This is a genomic window from Cupriavidus sp. H19C3 (genome assembly GCF_049393815.1).
Lineage (GTDB): Bacteria > Pseudomonadota > Gammaproteobacteria > Burkholderiales > Burkholderiaceae > Cupriavidus.
The window spans coordinates 213,598-230,796 of sequence record NZ_CP184986.1; the positions used below are offsets into that span (position 1 = coordinate 213,598).

The 17,199-nt window shown below is 67.8% G+C and carries 15 protein-coding genes; 8 read left to right on the forward strand and 7 right to left on the reverse strand.

What is annotated here, in order from left to right; translation table 11 throughout:
• Positions 1 to 10 precede the first annotated feature (10 nt).
• Entirely contained in the window at positions 11 to 2,833 is a 2,823-nt protein-coding gene (locus DFLDMN_RS20485) for a magnesium-translocating P-type ATPase (protein WP_423199709.1), read from the reverse strand.
• A gap of 388 nt (positions 2,834 to 3,221) precedes the next feature.
• On the opposite strand from DFLDMN_RS20485, the gene DFLDMN_RS20490 reads away from it, so the two are divergent.
• Positions 3,222 to 3,740, forward strand: coding sequence for a hypothetical protein (locus DFLDMN_RS20490; RefSeq protein WP_423199710.1), 519 nt, complete (start codon positions 3,222 to 3,224; stop codon positions 3,738 to 3,740).
• A gap of 72 nt (positions 3,741 to 3,812) precedes the next feature.
• Entirely contained in the window at positions 3,813 to 4,466 is a 654-nt protein-coding gene (locus DFLDMN_RS20495; RefSeq protein WP_423199711.1) for a phosphoribosyltransferase, read from the forward strand.
• A 27-nt stretch (positions 4,467 to 4,493) separates the two neighbouring features.
• On the opposite strand, the gene DFLDMN_RS20500 is transcribed toward DFLDMN_RS20495, so the two are convergent.
• From DFLDMN_RS20500 to DFLDMN_RS20510, 3 genes are all read right to left on the reverse strand, one after another.
• Positions 4,494 to 4,724 carry a DUF2798 domain-containing protein gene (locus DFLDMN_RS20500; RefSeq protein WP_423199712.1) on the reverse strand — a complete coding sequence of 77 codons (231 nt, stop codon included), beginning with the start codon at positions 4,722 to 4,724 and terminating at the stop codon, positions 4,494 to 4,496.
• Positions 4,725 to 4,726: 2 nt separating this feature from the next.
• Entirely contained in the window at positions 4,727 to 5,335 is a 609-nt protein-coding gene (locus DFLDMN_RS20505) for a flavodoxin family protein (protein ID WP_423199713.1), read from the reverse strand.
• Positions 5,336 to 5,409: 74 nt separating this feature from the next.
• Positions 5,410 to 5,907 carry a DUF2938 domain-containing protein gene (locus DFLDMN_RS20510; protein WP_423199714.1) on the reverse strand — a complete coding sequence of 166 codons (498 nt, stop codon included), beginning with the start codon at positions 5,905 to 5,907 and terminating at the stop codon, positions 5,410 to 5,412.
• A gap of 88 nt (positions 5,908 to 5,995) precedes the next feature.
• Here DFLDMN_RS20510 and DFLDMN_RS20515 point away from each other — a divergent pair, with 88 nt between their 5' ends.
• The 4 genes from DFLDMN_RS20515 (at position 5,996) to boxA (ending at position 11,293) form a co-directional block, all read left to right on the forward strand.
• Positions 5,996 to 6,418: a helix-turn-helix domain-containing protein gene (locus DFLDMN_RS20515; protein ID WP_423199715.1), complete on the forward strand. Its 423-nt coding sequence runs from the start codon at positions 5,996 to 5,998 to the stop codon at positions 6,416 to 6,418.
• 352 nt (positions 6,419 to 6,770) lie between these two features.
• Positions 6,771 to 8,429, forward strand: a complete 1,659-nt coding sequence (gene boxC / locus DFLDMN_RS20520; RefSeq protein WP_423199716.1) for a 2,3-epoxybenzoyl-CoA dihydrolase — start codon at positions 6,771 to 6,773, stop codon at positions 8,427 to 8,429.
• A 38-nt stretch (positions 8,430 to 8,467) separates the two neighbouring features.
• Positions 8,468 to 9,895: a benzoyl-CoA 2,3-epoxidase subunit BoxB gene (gene boxB, locus DFLDMN_RS20525; RefSeq protein WP_423199717.1), complete on the forward strand. Its 1,428-nt coding sequence runs from the start codon at positions 8,468 to 8,470 to the stop codon at positions 9,893 to 9,895.
• Positions 9,896 to 9,997: 102 nt separating this feature from the next.
• Positions 9,998 to 11,293 (forward strand): benzoyl-CoA 2,3-epoxidase subunit BoxA, encoded by a 1,296-nt coding sequence (gene boxA / locus DFLDMN_RS20530; RefSeq protein ID WP_423199718.1) that lies wholly within the window; start codon positions 9,998 to 10,000, stop codon positions 11,291 to 11,293.
• Positions 11,294 to 11,374: 81 nt separating this feature from the next.
• Here boxA and DFLDMN_RS20535 read toward each other — a convergent pair whose 3' ends face one another.
• Complete coding sequence (locus DFLDMN_RS20535; RefSeq protein ID WP_423199719.1) at positions 11,375 to 12,394, reverse strand: helix-turn-helix transcriptional regulator; 1,020 nt, start codon at positions 12,392 to 12,394, stop codon at positions 11,375 to 11,377.
• 179 nt (positions 12,395 to 12,573) lie between these two features.
• Entirely contained in the window at positions 12,574 to 13,770 is a 1,197-nt protein-coding gene (locus DFLDMN_RS20540) for an FAD-dependent oxidoreductase (RefSeq protein ID WP_423199720.1), read from the reverse strand.
• 199 nt (positions 13,771 to 13,969) lie between these two features.
• On the opposite strand from DFLDMN_RS20540, the gene DFLDMN_RS20545 reads away from it, so the two are divergent.
• Together DFLDMN_RS20545 and DFLDMN_RS20550 are read left to right on the forward strand one after the other, a co-directional pair.
• A complete protein-coding gene (locus DFLDMN_RS20545; RefSeq protein ID WP_423199721.1) occupies positions 13,970 to 14,968 on the forward strand; it encodes a GlxA family transcriptional regulator in 999 nt (332 codons plus the stop codon).
• A 182-nt stretch (positions 14,969 to 15,150) separates the two neighbouring features.
• Positions 15,151 to 16,104, forward strand: coding sequence for an MBL fold metallo-hydrolase (locus tag DFLDMN_RS20550; RefSeq protein WP_423199722.1), 954 nt, complete (start codon positions 15,151 to 15,153; stop codon positions 16,102 to 16,104).
• A gap of 36 nt (positions 16,105 to 16,140) precedes the next feature.
• Here DFLDMN_RS20550 and DFLDMN_RS20555 read toward each other — a convergent pair whose 3' ends face one another.
• Positions 16,141 to 17,043: a LysR family transcriptional regulator gene (locus tag DFLDMN_RS20555; RefSeq protein WP_423199723.1), complete on the reverse strand. Its 903-nt coding sequence runs from the start codon at positions 17,041 to 17,043 to the stop codon at positions 16,141 to 16,143.
• Positions 17,044 to 17,199 lie beyond the last annotated feature (156 nt).

Genomic DNA, 17,199 nt, shown 5'->3' on the forward strand with positions numbered 1-17,199 from the left:
CTGCATTGCGTCACTCCACTCTAGGGCGTCGCGCCACGGGCCCCTTGATATGGCGCAAGCGTTTCGGCTTTGCGGCCGGACCGTCCGGCGGCGGCGGCACGGGCGCCGCCACCGGGGGGTGCAGCCAGCCGCGCACCAGGAACGCGCCGGTCAGGTACAGCACGAGAATGCCCGGCAGGTACAGCCAGAACGCGGGCACCGGCGGCACCAGTTGCAGCGCCTGGGCCAACGGCGAGAAGGGCAGCCACATGGCGACGGCGGCCAGGGCAATGGTGGTGGCCACCACGGTCGCGCTCGGCTGGCTCTCGATGAATGGCAATCGCCGCGTGCGGATGATGTAGATCACAAGCATCTGCGACAGGATCGATTCCACGAACCATGCGGACTGGAACGCGCCCGCCTGCGCGGGGGTATTCAGGTGCAGGAGGCCGTAGAGCAGTGCAAACGTGAGGTAGTCGAAGCACGAGCTCAACGGTCCCATGACGGCGATATAGCGCCACAGCACGCGGATATCCCAGTTGCTCGGCTGCGCCAGGGCATCGTCGTCGACGCGGTCGGTCGGGATGCTGGTCTGCGAGAGGTCGTAAAGCAGGTTGCAGGTCAGCAACTGGATCGGCGCCATCGGCAGGAACGGCAGCCACAGGCTGGCCCCCAGGACGCTGAACACATTGCCGAAGTTCGAGCTGGCCGCCATGCGGATGTACTTGATCAGGTTGGCAAAGACCCGGCGGCCTTCGATCACGCCTTCGTGCAGCACCAGCAGGCTCTTTTCCAGCAGGATGACATCGGCGGTTTCCCTGGCGATATCGGTACCGGTGTCGACCGAGATACCGACGTCGGCGGCGTGCAGGGCCGGGCTGTCGTTGATGCCATCGCCCAGCACGCCCACCACATGGCCGCGCGCACGCAGCGCGCGTACCAGCGCCGCCTTGTGTTCCGGCGTGAGCTTGGCGAATACCGTGGCCGCATCGGCAAGCTCGCCCATGGCTGGGAGGTCCATGCCCTCCAGTTGCCGGCCGAGGACGATTTCGCCGGCATCGATGCCGACCAGCCTGCACACATGCCGGGCGATCTCGGGGCTGTCCCCGGTCAGGACCTTGACGGCGATACCGCTGGCCCGGATCGCGCGCAACGCGCCGGCGGCGCTTTCCTTGGGCGGATCGATAAAGGCCACAAAGCCGGCCAGCGTCAGCGCCTGCTCGTCGGCCACGCCATAGGTGGCGCTGTGCGGAGTGGCGGTGCCCTCAGCCATCGTGCCGTGGGGGCCGCCACCGTTTGCGTCCCCGTTCGCCTCGCCATGGGCGGCGCGCGGCGCCGCGTGCTGGCGGAAGGCCACGGCCAGCAGGCGAAAGCCTTCATGGTTGAACCTGCGGGCCAGCGCCATCGCGTCGCGTCGGCGCGCCGGCGTGAGCGGCGCGACGGCGCCGTCGCACTCGCAGGTCTCGCACGCCGCCAGCACTTCCTCCACCGCTCCCTTGCAGACCAGCAGGTGCCCGGCTTCGCTCTGGACGATGACGGACATGCGGCGCCGTTCGAAGTCGAACGGAATCTCGTCGACCAGCCGGTAGCCCTCGTCGAGCCGCGCCGCGCGCGTGGCCGCTTCATCGTGATGGAGGACGGCGGTATCGAGCAGGTTGCGCAGGCCGGTCTGGAAATGGCTGTTCAGGTAGGTCAGCGCGAATACGCGCTCGGACTCCTTGCCGGCGATATCGACGTGCCGGTGCAGGATGACGGAGTCCTGCGTGAGCGTGCCGGTCTTGTCGGTGCAGAGCACGTCCATGGCGCCAAGCTGCTGGATCGCGGCGAGCTGCTTGACGATCACCTTGCGTCGGGCCATCGCCAGCGCCCCCTTGGACAAGGTGACGGTGGTCAGCATCGGCAGCAGTTCCGGTGTCAGGCCCACCGCTACCGCAAGCGCGAACAGCAACGCCTCGAACGGATCGTCCTTGGTCAGGTAGTTGATGAGGAACACCAGTGGCGTCATCACGCCGATCAGGGTCAGCATCAGGTTGGCCACGCGCCGGATGCCGGTCTCGAAGGCGGTCGGCGGCGCGGTCTGGGTGGCAAGGCGCGAGATCGTGCCGAGCACGGTATGCGGTCCGGTCAATACCACCACCGCGCTGCCGGTGCCGCTGAGCACGGTGGTACCCATCAGCGCGACGTTACGCAGGTCCCCCGGCAGCAGCGCGGGCGGCGTGCCGGGGGCGTCGCCGGCATGCTTTTCCACCGGCACCGATTCGCCGGTCATGGCGGACTGGTTGAGGAACAGGTCCTTGGTGAACAGCAGCCGCAAGTCGGCGGGCACGATATCGCCCGCGCCGATATGGACGATATCGCCGGGCACCAGTTCCGCCAGCGGAATCTCGCGGTGGGTGGGCGCGGCGTGGGCGTCGGCGCGGCGCTGGACCGTGGCGGTGTTGTGGACCAGCGCGCGCAGTGCCGTGGCGGCCGCGACCGACCGGCGCTCCTGCCAGGTGGCCAGGCCTACGCTCAGCAGGACCATCGAGGCCGTAATGCCGGCGGAACTGAATTCGCCGATGGCGAGCGAGATGCCGGACAGTACCAGCAGCATCAGGCTCAAGGGGCTCAGCAGCCGGCGCGCGATGTCGAGGGCAAGATGCGTGCGCCGGACCGGCAGCACGTCGTTGGGGCCGGTTTGCCGCAGCCGCGCGGCGGCGTCCTCCTCGGTCAGGCCGGCTTCACCGGTGTGCAGGCTGTCGAGCAACGCGGCCGCGCCCGCGGCGGCGGCATCGTGCAGCGGCTGCGGCACTGTCGCGGGATGCTTCCGGCCACGCTCGTGCGATGCCTGGTCGGCGACGACGTTAGCGTCCAATGTCCTCTCCTCGCGCACGGCGGTCAATGGTTGGCACGGGCAACGGGTAGCACATGGATAGCACCGCCAATGGGTAGCAGGACAACGGGCAGCCGCACATCGGGCAGCTGCACATCGGACAGCAGCACAACGGGCAGCAGCGCAACGGGCAGCAGCGCAACGCGGCGCGGGCAAAGGGCAGCGCCGACGTGGCGTGGCCCTAGCGAAGGGTAGGCGTGGTGCGGCGGCGGCACTTGACCTGCATCAACGGCGAGGCGCGCGACCCATCTGCCCGAAGTTTGATCCGTGACAACCGTTGGCATGGTCCGCCGACTATGGTGTAGCCATGAACAACCGTCCGACTGGCAATCCGGCCCGGGCCGGTGCCGGACGACACCAGGAGACCGTGATGAACGATGCCACCGTGCCTGCCGACCTGTCCTTTACGATGATGCGTGCGGCCCTGACCGAAGGATGCCGCGCCTTTGTCGCGGCGCAGGATATTCGGCGCGCCCTGATGAGAGCGCACCTCAAGGCGCTGGACGACGAAGTGCGTAGCGGCAAGACGATGCTGAGCCGCGTGACCACGGCAACCGATCAGGCCGCGTTGCAGGGCATCTTTGCGCAGCTGATGTCGGATCGGCTCGAACACCAGAGCGCGCTCGCGCGCGAATATGGCCGCGCCTTCGCGGACGGCTGGTCGGCGTGGCTGGAGGGGTGCCGGACCACGGGTGCGCCGTGGGCGGTGCCGGGCGAGGAGAGCGGCAAGCCGGCGAGCGGTATGCCGATGGGCATGGGGATGGACGGCTTGTCGAAGGCGCTCGGCAATTTCTATGAGCAGATGGGACGCATGTCGTCCATGTTGGCCGCGTCCGTGCCGCCAGCCGGGGGCGGCAACGGCACTGCGCGGCAGCGGACGTCCGCCTGAGGATCGGGCCGACGCCGACCCGACGACGACGCCAGGGCACGGCCCCGCGCCGCGCCATTTACGGGGACCAACATGTATCAAGATCCGGAGGAAGCCGCCGTCCAGATGGCGGAAGCCCTTGCCGCCTACCATGGCAGCCATCCGCTGGTGCTGGCCATTGCACGCGGCGCGGTACCCATCGGGGAGTTCGTCGCGCGCGCGCTCGAGGGCGACTTCGATGTCGCGCTGGTGGGCAGGGTCGGTGCGCAATACAACGTGGCATACGCGGTCGGCGCCATCGACGAGTCGGGCATGTCCTACCTGCCGCCGACCTCCGCCGTGGGCGACGCCGGCAACGCCTATCTCGAACGAGAGCGATCGAGCCTGCTGCGGCACCTGCGGGAGCGCCGGCATCTGTACACGCCGCATCGCGCGCGGCTGACCGCGACCTGTCGCGTGGTGATCGTGGTGGACGATGGCATTCTCACCGGCATGTCGATGATCGCCGCGCTGCGCGCCCTGCGTCGCGAAGCGCCGGCACGGCTGGTGTGTGCCGTCCCGGTGGCGGCGCCGACCGCGCTGGGTGCGGTACGCGAGTATGCGGACGAGATGGTCTGCCTGGCCGCGCCGCCGGGCTTCCGCGATCTGAGGCAGGCCTATCGCGAGCGCCATGCCATCAGCGATGCGGAAATCGCGGCCCGGTTGCGCGCCAGCGGCGGTCCGGCGATGACGCCGCGCCAGGCCTGACCGGCGATCGCCTGGGCAAGGGCCTGCTCAGGGGCGCTCTCCGACCAGGGCCAGCACCATGCGCCGGGCCAGCGGCGCAATCACCAGCACCAGCGGATAGGCGACCAGCCATGCGGTCAGCCACGCGCCCAGCCAGAGCCGTGCAAACGGCTCGCCGAAGCCGACCGCGCGGTAGGTCGAGACCCCGGATACCACCAGTGACATCAAGCCCGAGAGGATCAGGCCGAACAGCAGCGGGACGATGGCTTTGCGGTACATGTTCATGCCTCCAGGCTTGCGGCGCCGGCCACATCGGCACCCGGTGCCGGCTCGGCGAAGCGATGCACGCTGCGGGCGAAATGCGCGCCGAACATGCGCGCCGTCTTGAGATCGCCGGGCGGGAAGGCCGCGGGCGGTGACGCATGCCCGGCTTGCGCCATCAGCCCGGTCCACGAGCCGAGCCGGTTGGCGGCTTCCGCCTCGGGCACGCCGCCGCGCTGCTCGGGCAGGATGGGATTGCCGATCCAGATCATGCCGTGCTGCATGCAGAAGGTGAACAGCGACATCAATGTGGACTGCTTGTCGCCAGCCGGCAGGGACGAGACCGTGAAGGCCGCGGCAAGCCGACCCTTGAGGCCCTGGGTGCGCCAGAGCGGCCCGGTGGCGTCCATGAAGGTCTTGAACTGTCCCGATACGCCGCCGAGGTAGGTCGGCGAGCCCAGGATCAGGCCGTCGTAGGCGCGCAGGCGGTCGGGCTGGCCGGCAAGATCCTCGGCGCGTGCCAGGTGTGCCTCGATGCCTTCCACTTCCATCACGCCGGAGCAGATATGTCGGGCAATGTACTGGGTGTGGCCGTGGGCGCTGTGATAGATGATGGCAATCTTTTTCATGACGGATGCAGTGAAGGGAGGTGGAGTGCTGCCGGTGGCAGCGGTATCGGGTTGCGTACGGGCTCGTACCGGCATCAGCGCGAGAGCGCGGCCAGTGCGACTGCGGCGAGATACAGGCCGAGGCCGAACACGGTGTGATTCGCCACGCTGCGCAGGCAGTTCCGCCACGGGCTGGGCGTCTTCGCCCCGGCCATGCCGGCTCCCATCGCGGGTTGCATGACGAACAGCGGCACCACGACCGTGCCGATGCCCACCGCAAGCGCTGGCGCGAGCGACGGCTGCTGCGGCCAGCGCGATCCCTGCATGGCGACCAGTAGCGCTGCGTAGGCAATGCCGACGCCGTAGTGAATCAGCCAGCCGAGGGGCAACTCGGCAGGGATCGGACTTGACCTGGCAATGGCGGCGTGACGGAAGCGGCCTTGCACGAGATGGCCGACCCAGCGGCCGATCATGGCGAAGTTGCCGACCGGTACGCCAAGCCGCTTCAGCAGCAGCAGCCACGCATCCATCACGATGGTGGCGCCGGCCCCGATGACGAGAATGTCGAAGATGATGTGCGGCAGGGTGGCCATGAATTGCTCCTCAAGACTCAGGACGGTTGACCGTCGATGACGATGAGGGGACTATAGAAGTTGAAGTCAACTTCAAGTCAAGCGAGTCATGGACATTTCCGAAGTAGCTAAGGCCTCGGGCGTGGCGGCATCCGCGTTGCGGTACTACGAACGCAAGGGGCTGATCCGCTCGCTCGCGCGCGAGGGCGGCCGGCGCCGGTTTGCGCCAGCCGTGCTGGATCAGCTGGCGCTGATCGCCCTGGGGCAGGCGGCGGGCTTCTCGCTCGACGAGATCGGTGCCATGTTCGCGCCCGGTGGCAAGGCGCAGATCGATCGCAAGCAACTGCTCGCCAAGGCGGACGAGATCGAGCGGACCATCAAGCGCCTGCAGGCCATGAGCGATGGCCTGCGCCACGCCGCCGCGTGCCGCGCGCCCAGCCATGCGGAATGCCCGACCTTCCGGCGCTTGCTGAAAGCTGCCGCCGCGGGCGCACTGAGCGCGCCGCCCGGCGCAGCCGGTGGGCGACGGTAAGGCTGGCGGCCCGCGCTTACGGCCGCTCCACGCGCCAGCGGGAGGGGTGCAGCGTGCCGCAGGCGGCTTCCCGCCGCTCCGGCTCACGCCGCAGGCCCACCCCGATGCCGGTCGAAGCACAGGGTCGTGCTGGTGCAAGGAAGGCACTATATTGCATGTAACGGGTCGGCGGGGCGGCTGCGCATGGTCCTGATGGGCGCCAGGTCCGACGCCTGAACGACGCAACGCCGTCCATGAGACGCGTCGCGCGCAGTATGCAAGATAATGCTTGACCCTGTTGATCTCTCGGAACTATAGTTCATGCATCGTCGAGATAAGACGCACTGCCGTGCTATCCCGAACCGGAGACAACATGACCGCCGCGCCCCGTGTCGATTACCAGACCGACCCCTCGCAGTACCGACATTTCCAGATGGCATTCGATGGCGAGATCGCCACGCTGACGCTGAATATCAATGAGGAGGCCGGCCTGCGCCCCGGCTACAAGCTCAAGCTCAACAGCTACGATCTCGGCGTGGATATCGAGCTCAACGATGCCGTCAACCGGATCCGCTTCGAGCATCCCGAGGTGCGTACGGTGGTCGTGACGAGCGGGCGCGACAAGGTGTTCTGCTCGGGCGCCAATATCTTCATGCTCGGCGTGAGCAGCCACGCGTGGAAGGTCAACTTCTGCAAGTTCACCAACGAGACGCGCAACGGGCTTGAAGACTCGTCGCGCTACAGCGGCCTCAAGTTCCTTGCCGCGGTCAATGGCGCCTGCGCGGGCGGCGGCTACGAACTCGCGCTGGCGTGCGACAAAATCATCCTGGTCGACGACCGCTCGTCGGCGGTCAGCCTGCCCGAGGTGCCGCTGCTCGGCGTGCTGCCCGGCACCGGCGGGCTCACGCGCGTCACCGACAAGCGCCACGTGCGCCACGACCTGGCCGATATCTTCTGCACCACTAACGAGGGCGTGCGGGGCCAGCGCGCCAAGGACTGGCGGCTGGTCGACGAGATCGCCAAACCGGCCGTCTTCGCCCAGGTGGTCCGTGAGCAGGCGCGCGCGCTCGCTGCCACGAGCGACCGTCCCGCCGACGCCACAGGCATCAGCCTGGCGCCGCTCGAACGCACCATCGAGGCGGACGCGCTGCGCTACCGCTACGTGGCGGTCGAGATCGATCGTCAGGCACGGCGTGCCACCTTTATGGTCAAGGCGCCCACCGGTCCCCAGCCCGCCTCCGTGGCCGGCATGCTCGAGGCCGGTGCCGCGTGGTATCCGCTGCAGCTCGCGCGCGAGCTGGAAGACGCCATCCTGTCGATGCGTACCAACGAGCTCGACATCGGCACCTGGCTGATCAAGACGGAGGGCGACGCCGACGCCGTGCTCGCCATGGACGCACTGCTGCTGGCCAACCGCGATCACTGGTTCGTGCGCGAGACCATCGGCCTGCTGCGCCGCACGTTCTCACGGCTGGACGTGTCCTCGCGCAGCCTGTTCGCGCTGGTGGAACCGGGTTCGTGCTTTGCGGGCACGTTCCTCGAACTCGCGCTGGCCTGCGACCGCATTTATCACCTGGCATTGCCCGACGACGAGGCACGTGCGCCGCGCATCGTGGTGGCCGATACCAATTTCGGTCTCTATCCGATGGCAACGGAACAGAGCCGTCTGGGCCGTCGCTTCTACGACGAGCCACCCGCCATGGAGGCGGTGCGCGCCAGGGCCGGGGTGCCGCTCGATGCCGATGCCGCCTTCGCGCTTGGCCTGGTGACCGCGAATCCGGACGATATCGACTGGGCCGACGAAGTGCGCATCGCGCTCGAAGAGCGCGCCGCGATGTCGCCCGATGCGTTGACGGGGATGGAAGCGAACCTGCGCTTCAACGGCAAGGAGAACATGGTGACGCGCATCTTCGGCCGCCTTACCGCGTGGCAGAACTGGATTTTCCAGCGGCCCAATGCCGTGGGCGAGAAGGGCGCGCTCAAGGTCTACGGCAAGGGCGACAGGGCCGCCTTCGACTGGAACCGCGTCTGAGCCGGCACCCACCACGCGACCGCAAACCGGAGACCAAGATGTCAGGCATCGATTACAGCGAGAAGATTCCCAACAACGTCAACCTCAGCGAAGACCGTACCTTGCAGCGCGCGCTCGAACAGTGGCAGCCTAACTACCTGAGCTGGTGGAACGACATGGGACCCGAGGGCTCGCACAACTACGATATCTATCTGCGCACGGCCATCAGCGTCGATCCGCAGGGCTGGGCGCACTTTGGCCACGTCAAGATGCCCGACTATCGCTGGGGCATCTTCCTGAATCCGGCCGAAGCCAACCGCAAGATCCATTTCGGCGACCACAAGGGCGAGGACGTGTGGCAGGAAGTGCCCGGCGAATACCGCGCCAACCTGCGCCGCATCATCGTCACGCAGGGCGATACCGAGCCCGCCTCGGTGGAGCAGCAGCGTCACCTCGGCCTGACCGCGCCGAGCATGTACGACCTGCGCAACCTGTTTCAGGTCAACGTGGAGGAGGGCCGCCACCTGTGGGCGATGGTGTACCTGCTGCACAAGTACTTCGGTCGTGATGGCCGCGAGGAGGGCGAGGCGCTGCTGGAGCGCCGCAGCGGCCAGGAAGACAACCCGCGCATCCTGCAGGCCTTCAACGAGCAGACACCGGACTGGCTGTCGTTCTTCATGTTCACGTACTTCACCGACCGCGACGGCAAGTTCCAGCTGTGCGCGCTCGCCGAAAGCTCGTTCGACCCGCTGGCGCGCACCACCAGATTCATGCTGACCGAGGAAGCGCACCACATGTTCGTGGGCGAGAGCGGCGTGTCGCGCGTGATCCAGCGCACGTGCCAGGTCATGAACGAGCTGAAGACGGACGATCCGGCCCGGCTGCGCGCCGCGGGTGTGATCGACCTGCCGACGCTTCAGCGTTACCTGAACTTCCACTACAGCGTGACGATCGACCTCTTCGGCGCCGATGAATCCAGCAATGCTGCCACGTTCTACAGCACCGGCCTCAAGGGACGCTTCGAGGAAGGCAAGCGCGGCGACGACCACGTGCTCAAGAACCAGACCTACAAGGTGCTGCAGGTGGTGGACGGCAAGCTGACCGAGAAGGAGGTGCCGATGCTGAACGCGCTCAATGAAGTGCTGCGCGACGACTACATCAAGGACAGCATGGCGGGCGTCGAGCGCTGGAACAAGGTCATCGAGAAAGCGGGCGTTCCGTTCCGGCTCAAGGTGCCGCACAAGGCGTTCCATCGCAATATCGGCGCGCTCGCGGGCGTCAAGGTGGCACCCGACGGCCGCTTGGTATCCGACGCGGAATGGCGCGACCGCGTCGACACGTGGCTGCCTTCGGCGGGCGACCGCGCCTTCGTGGCCAGCCTCATGGGCCGCGTGGTCGAGCCCGGCAAGTTCGCCAACTGGATTGCGCCGCCGGTCATGGGCATCAACCGCCAGCCGGCCGACTTCGAATACGTTCGCTTCAACTGATCCACCGAACGCATTGGCACCGGGCCGCGCACGGCCCGGCATCGACCGATATCGGGACCCGACGCCACGCCCGAGGGCGGTCGCGTCAACCCGGAGATAGCCATGGACATGTCCGACATCCAGGTGATCAGGCAACACCTGATCGACCCCGAGATCTGCATTCGCTGCAATACGTGCGAAGCGACCTGCCCCGTCAATGCCATCACCCACGATGCGCGCAACTACGTCGTGGACGCCGACACGTGCAATGGCTGCATGGCATGCATTTCGCCATGCCCCACCGGCTCGATCGACAACTGGCGCATCATGCCGCGCGCCCGCGCCTACAGCGTCGAGGAGCAACTGGGCTGGGACGCGCTGCCGCCGGAGCTGTCCCCGGCGGCAGCGGACGCCGCAGCCGGCGAGACCGGCAATGTGGCCGAACTCGCCAGCGCAGCGCAGGCCAGCCCCGAGCCGGTCGCCCTGCCGGCCGCGTTCAGCGGTGAGGAACCGTTCAACAGCGCGCAGTTCGGTGCTACCGTGCCGCCGTGGTCCGCGGCGCATGCCTATACCAACCTGTACGGCGGCAAGTCCGGCAAGCCCGTGCGCGCGACCGTCACCGGCAACCTGCGCGCCACCGAAATCGGCCGCGACTACGATACCCATCACATCGTGCTCGACTTCGGCACGGTGCCGTTTCCCGTGCTGGAAGGCCAGTCCATCGGCATCATTCCGCCCGGTACCGACGCCAGCGGCCGGCCCCATCATGCGCGCCAGTATTCCATCGCGAGCGCGCGCAACGGCGAGCGTGCCGGCTACAACAATCTCTCGCTCACCATCAAGCGCGTGCTGGAGGATCACCAGGGCCGGCCGGTGCGCGGCGTGGCCTCCAACTACATGTGCGACCTGCAGGTAGGCGACACCGTCGAGGTGATCGGCCCGTTCGGCAGCAGCTTCCTGATGCCCAATCATCCGCGCTCGCATATCGTCATGATCTGCACCGGCACGGGGAGCGCGCCGATGCGCGCGATGACCGAATGGCGCCGCCGCATGCGCAAGTCCGGCCGCTTCGAGGGCGGCAAGCTGCTGCTGTTCTTCGGCGCGCGCAGCAAGGAGGAGCTGCCGTATTTCGGTCCGCTGGTGAGCCTGCCGAAGGACTTTATCGACGTGAACCTGGCGTTCTCGCGCACGCCGGGCCAGCCGCGGCGTTATGTCCAGGATGCGATGCGCGAGCGCGCCGCCGACCTTGCCGCGCTGCTCGCCGACGACCACGCGTATTTCTACGTGTGCGGGCTCAAGAGCATGGAAGAGGGCGTGGTGCTGGCACTGCGCGATATCGCGGTGCAGGCAGGGCTCGACTGGCCGCGTATTGCCGCCGACCTCAAACAGCAGGGGCGCCTTCACCTCGAAACCTACTGACCGGGGCGCGTATGCCCCCTGGGCCTGCCTGGCCCGGGTGGCCGGGGCCGGCGTGGGCAATGGTCAAGGCGGCCAGGCCGGTCAGCGCGGCGGAAGCGCCGGTGCGAGGGTGGCCTGGCGCAGCAAGGCGTAGGCCTGCGCCACGGACTTGCCGCTGGTATCGATGGCGATATCGGCGCGCGCGTAGAAGGGCGCGCGGCCGTCGAGGATGTGCCGCAGGTCTTCCATCGCGGCACCGCTGTCGGCCATCGGGCGCGTATCGCCCTGGGCCACCACGCGCGCCATGTGTTCCTCGGGCCGGGCCTGCAGCCAGACGGTCGTGCAATGGGTCAGCAGTTCGTTGAAGGTGGCCGGATCGGACACGATGCCGCCGGGCGTGGCGATGACCACGTCGCCGTAGAGCTGGATCACTTCTTCCAGCGCGCGGCGCTCGTAGCGCCGGTAGGCCGTGGTGCCGTACAGGCTGTAGATCTCGGACACGCTGCAGCTGGCGATCTTCTCGATCTCGCGGTTCAGCTCGATAAACGGTACCGCGAGCTCGTCGGCCAGCATCTGGCCCAGCGTGGACTTGCCGGCGCCACGCAGACCGATCAGCGCAAAGCGGCTGCCGCGCGACGGGTCCGCGGTATCGGTGCCGAGCAACTGGCCAATGGCGATGCGCACGCGGCGCAGGTCGGCCTCGGAACGGTTTTCCAGCAGTTCGCGCAGCAGCAGCCATTCCGGCGAGCGCGTCGTGACGTCGCCGATCAGCTCGCTGAGCGAGCACTGCAAGGCCGTGGCTACCTGCTGCAGGACCAGAATGGAGGCGTTGCCGGTACCGTGTTCAAGGTTGGCCATATGGCGCTCGGAGACGCCGGCGGTCTGTGCCACCGCCTTGCGCGTGAGGCCGCGCCGGGCGCGCAGGCTGCGCGCGCGCTCGCCGATGGCCACCAGCAGCGGGGAATCGGTGGTGGACCGTGCGTGATGGCGTGCGCCGTCGCTACTGCCGACCTCGGTGCTCGCTCCCTCCGCGCTGTTTCCACCGCCGCTTTCCGACCCGGCGCGATCCGTGTCGCGTGCATCCTCGCCAGATCCGGAGTCCGTGGCCCGCTTCACGTCCATTCACCGTCCTTTTGTCAGGGCCCGTGGCAACACCAGGCATGCAATATGGTGCGAATCCACGCCGCACGCTGCCGCGGATTCTATAAGGAATGGCGCGATAGTGCACGATCTTGCGACCAGCCGGGCCCGCGCTCGCGCTGGTGCCTGACCGATGCCAGCGGCGCCGGCCGCCAGCACCACTAGCCCGCGGTCTCGGGCTTGTCCGGATAAGGCGTGCCGAGCGCCTTCAGCAATGCCTGCTGGCCGGCGACGGCCTGCTCGCTGAGGGCGAATCCGTGCAGGATGCCAGCCTCATCACGGAACAGGTGGCACGCACCGCCCGCGCCTCCTGCCGTCCCGCCCACCGCCTCGTCCGGCTGCCACTGGCCGGCAACGGACACAGGCGGGCGCACGATGGCGATCGGACACGCCGGCGTCTTGACCAGGATCGGCATGGCCGGGAACTCGATCGGGGTCCGCGTGCCGGCCACGGTGGCGGCAATGCTGCGCGCGGCCACCAGGATCGGCCGGATATAGGGCAGCCATCCGCCCTGCGCATACTGCGCGCAGTCGCCCACCGCGTAGACGTTGGGCGCACTGGTCTGGCCGTGGGCGTCCACCAGGATGCCACGCCCGATCTCGATCCCGGCCGCCGCCGCAAGTTCGGTGCGGGGGCGCAGGCCGACGGCCGACAGCACCACGTCGACGTCCTCGTGGCTGCCGTCCGCGAGCGTGACCCGATAGCCCGGCGCGAGTCGATCGATGCGTTGCACCACGGTGCCCAGTTTCCACGTCACGCCCGCGCGCGCGAGCGCATCGCGCAGGCGCCCGCCAAGGGCGGGCGGGACCAGGCTCGCGAGCGGCAGCGGCGCGGGATCGACCACCACCGGCGCGATGCCGCCGTGGCCATGCAGCAGGTCGTTCGCAAACTCGCAGCCGATCAGCCCCGCGCCCATGATCAGCACGCGCCGCGCGCCTTCGAGGCGCGCGCGGAAGGCACGGTAGTCGTCGATCGTGTTGACCGAGACCGCATCTTCGGCGCCGTCGCCCTCCACCGGCAGCCTGACCGGCGTGGCCCCGAGCGCAAGCACCAGGTCGCTGTAGGCATGGGCGCCAGCCTCCGTGTGCACGCAGCGCGCGGCGGTATCGATGCTTGTTGCGGCGGTCTGACGCAACAGCGTCAGGTTCAGCCGCTCCGTCATCGTGCCGTACGTGCCGGTGACGAGGTCGTCGAATGCCTTGTTCTGCGCGAAGGCATTGGAGAGCATGGGCTTGCTGTACGCGTCGCCGCCATCGGCGGTGATCAGGAGGATGCGCCGCGTGGTATCGAGCTTGCGGTATGCGCCGGCGAAGGCAAAGGCGCCATGTCCGGCGCCGATGATGATCAAGGGGTCCATGGGTTCCTGGGTTAGCCGATTGCAATCATTACAAACGCGTCCTTGCCGGGCCGCAATCCGGACCGGCCCCACTCCCCCGGACTCGCGCCAGCGCGTGCCGGGCGCGAGTCCGGGGAGGCGGACGCCACGGGCTCCATCGTAGACGAACCTCCCAGACGATACACTGCCGCTTTCCGTCTTTGCTTCCGGCATCCGAGTCATGACCCGAACCATTGCCCTGCTGGTGTTTCCTGGGGTCCAGGCCCTCGATGTCAGTGGCCCGATGGATGCCTTTGCCGAGGCCAACCGCCTGGTGCCGAAGGACGCGCGCTACGAGCTGGAGGTAATTGCCATCTGCGATGGCCTGATCGCATGTTCCAATGGCCTGCTGCTCCAGCCGCATCGCGTCTATACCGAGGTTGATCCCGCACAGGGCGCGTACGACCTGATCCTGGTGGCGGGTGGTCCCGGACTGCCGCAAGCCCTCTGGGATGCGCGCGTCTACGACTGGTTGCGGCGCATCTGCGTAGCCTCGCGACGCCATGGATCTATCTGCAATGGCGCCTTCGCACTCGCGCGGGCCGGCCTGCTCGACCAGCGCGCCGTGACCACGCACTGGAACGATGCCGACGCGTTGGCTGATCTGTGCCCGTCGGCGCGCGTGGAGGCGGACCGGATCTTCATGCGCGACGGCGAGCTCTATACATCGGCTGGCGTGACGGCAGGCATCGATCTGTCGCTGTATCTGCTGGCGCAGGATCATGGCGACGAGGTCGCGCTCAACGTTGCCAGGCGGCTCGTGGTATTCATGCGGCGTGCTGGCGGCCAGTCGCAGTTCAGTCCGTACCTGACGCCCTGTGCGGAACCGACGTCGCCGGTGGCGCAGGTACAGGAATACGTGCTGGCGCACCTCGCGGAGGACCTGAGCGTCGGGGTGCTGGCCGGGGTCGCGCGCATGAGCCTGCGCAACTTCGCCCGCATCTTTGCCCGCGAAGCCCGCATGACACCGGCGGCGTTCGTCGAAAGCGCCCGTGTGGATGCGGCGCGCGTCATGCTGGAGAACGGCATCGTACCGCTCAAGCGTATCGCCTACGAATGCGGGTTTGGCGACCCCCACAATATGCGGCAGATCTTCAGGAAGCGGTTCGGCGTATCGCCGCAGCAGTACCGCGCCAACTTCGCGGCGCCCGCCACGGGTCCTGACGCGCCGGCGCGCTGAGCCTGGCAGAAAAGCAACGCGGTCTGGCAGGAATCGCATGTCGCCGGCCATTCCTCCCTGCGCTCGGCATGGCCATACTGGGCGTCACGCGCGCCCGTCGGGCCGCGCCGCTTTTCTCCACAGCACGCCCCCCCATCATGTTCAAACCATTGGTACTTTCGGCTCTCCTGGTGGCGAGCCCCTTGCCCGTCCTCGCGGTCGGCGCCGTCCCCGCTGTCGCCCGCGCAGTCGCTCCCGATGTCGCCTCTGCCGGGCGCCAGCAGGCGGCTACCCCCGACGACTATTTCCACACCGGTGCCGGGGCACGTTACCTGCGCCGTGCCGACAGCGACCTCGTCGTGCAGCCATTGCGCGGCAGCATTACTGTGCTGATGGGTTCCGGCGGCAACATTACGGTGCTGTCCGGCCCCGAAGGAAAATTCCTCGTCGATGCCGGCATCGCCAAGTCGCGCGAGAAGATCCAGGCCGCGCTGGCGCGGATCAGCGACGCACCGCCGAGGTACGTCGTGAATACGCATTGGCACTGGGACCACACCGATGGCAACGCGGGGATGCACGCCGCGGGTGCCACCATCGTGGCCCAGGAGAATACCTTCCGGCACCTGACCCGGACCACGCACGTCAATGCCTGGAACTGGACCTTTGCGCCGGTCCCGCCGGACGCGCGCCCGACGTTGCTGGTCAAGGACGAAAAGGTCTTCGACTTCGCCGGAACGCGGGTCGAGGTGGAAAACTTCGGCCATGGCCATACCGACGGCGACCTGTGGGTCTATTTCCGCGACGCCGATGTGCTGGCGCTCGGTGATACCTTCTGGAACGGCTTCTATCCCTATATCGACAATGAAGACGGCGGCAACATCGACGGTGCGATCCGATGGGCCAATCAGGCGGTGGCACGCACCACCGACCACACCATCGTGATTCCCGGCCATGGCGCGGTCGGCACGCGCGCCGACCTGATCGCGTTTCGCGACATGCTGGTCACGGTGCGCAACAACGTGGCTGCGCTGAAGGCGCAGGGAAAATCGCTCGACGAGATCGTGGCGGCGCGGCCGACCGCGGCTTTCGATGCGAGCTGGGGCAACTTCGTTTTCGATGGGGCCCAGTTCACGCGGATGGTTTACGCCGGCCTGTAGCGCCTGATGCCAGCGCGCGGCGGCGTGCACCGTGGCTCAGTCGTCGCGCGTCAGCTGCGGTACCAGCGTATGCAGACGCGACAGCACCAGTCGTGCGGCGCGTGAAAGCGGATGGTGGTGCGTCACGCCCAGGCTGATCGAGCGCGGCAGACGCGGTTTGACGATCTCGGCGGCGGCAAGCTGGCCGGCGGCGATCTCGTGGTCGACCGCGAGCCGGGGCAGGATCGTCAGCGCATGGCCGGACAGCGCCACTTCCTTCATCGTGTTCAGGGACTCGACCTCGAGCGCCACGTCGAGCGTCACACCCTGCTGGCGCGCATGCTGGTCGAGCACCGAGCGCAGGCCATTGGGCGCGGGCGGCAACACCAGCGGCACGCCGTCCATGCGCCGGAAGTCGACCGTCGCGCGGCGCGCCAGCGGATGGTCCGGCTTGCCGACCAGGTAAGTCGCCACCGTCGCCACCACATCCTCGTCCTGGCGCGGGCTCGGCCCATAGCGGTTGATCACCGCCAGGTCGAGGTGACCGGAGTCGAGCTGCGCATCGAGCTGGCCGCTGAAGCCTTCGCTGACGCGCAGCCGCAGACCCGGCGCGGCCTGGCGCAGATCGGCGAACAGCGCTGGCACCAGCCGGCGCGTCATGGACGGCAATACGCCAAGCCTGACCAGACCCGCCGGTACGCCGGCCGCATTGCGCACCTCGTCGTGCAGCCGGGCCGACTGCGCCAGCAGCAGCTGGATCTCGGGAAAGATGCGCTTGCCGAATTCGGACAGCACCACGCCACGGCCGGTGCGCTCGAACAGGCGGTCGCCCCATTCCGTTTCGATCTGTGCAATCGCGCGGCTGACCAGCGACTGCGCAGTGCCCAGCGCGCGCGCCGCGCGCGACAGCGAGCCCAGTTCGGCCACCAGGGCCACGGTTTCCAGCTGTTTGAGGTTCACGGCTTGCTCACATCGGGGCGACATCGGGGCGACGCACGGGCGACATCCGGCTGACCCGTGCCATCGATCGAAAAACTGGATAGCAGGTATCGCAGAATATACGCTATTGCGTTGGCATAAGTCTCCTTACACTGCATGCATCCCTTCCGCCGAGAG

Excerpts from the sequence above, each read along its gene's own strand:
- DFLDMN_RS20495 (WP_423199711.1), top strand. The coding sequence starts at position 3,813 with ATGTATCAAGATCCGGAGGAAGCCGCCGTCCAGATGGCGGAAGCCCTT.
- DFLDMN_RS20505 (WP_423199713.1), bottom strand. The coding sequence starts at position 5,335 with ATGAAAAAGATTGCCATCATCTATCACAGCGCCCACGGCCACACCCAG.
- boxB (WP_423199717.1), top strand. The coding sequence starts at position 8,468 with ATGTCAGGCATCGATTACAGCGAGAAGATTCCCAACAACGTCAACCTC.
- DFLDMN_RS20490 (WP_423199710.1), top strand. The coding sequence starts at position 3,222 with ATGAACGATGCCACCGTGCCTGCCGACCTGTCCTTTACGATGATGCGT.
- boxC (WP_423199716.1), top strand. The coding sequence starts at position 6,771 with ATGACCGCCGCGCCCCGTGTCGATTACCAGACCGACCCCTCGCAGTAC.
- boxA (WP_423199718.1), top strand. The coding sequence starts at position 9,998 with ATGGACATGTCCGACATCCAGGTGATCAGGCAACACCTGATCGACCCC.
- DFLDMN_RS20535 (WP_423199719.1), bottom strand. The coding sequence starts at position 12,394 with ATGGACGTGAAGCGGGCCACGGACTCCGGATCTGGCGAGGATGCACGC.
- DFLDMN_RS20545 (WP_423199721.1), top strand. The coding sequence starts at position 13,970 with ATGACCCGAACCATTGCCCTGCTGGTGTTTCCTGGGGTCCAGGCCCTC.
- DFLDMN_RS20540 (WP_423199720.1), bottom strand. The coding sequence starts at position 13,770 with ATGGACCCCTTGATCATCATCGGCGCCGGACATGGCGCCTTTGCCTTC.
- DFLDMN_RS20510 (WP_423199714.1), bottom strand. The coding sequence starts at position 5,907 with ATGGCCACCCTGCCGCACATCATCTTCGACATTCTCGTCATCGGGGCC.
- DFLDMN_RS20515 (WP_423199715.1), top strand. The coding sequence starts at position 5,996 with ATGGACATTTCCGAAGTAGCTAAGGCCTCGGGCGTGGCGGCATCCGCG.
- DFLDMN_RS20500 (WP_423199712.1), bottom strand. The coding sequence starts at position 4,724 with ATGTACCGCAAAGCCATCGTCCCGCTGCTGTTCGGCCTGATCCTCTCG.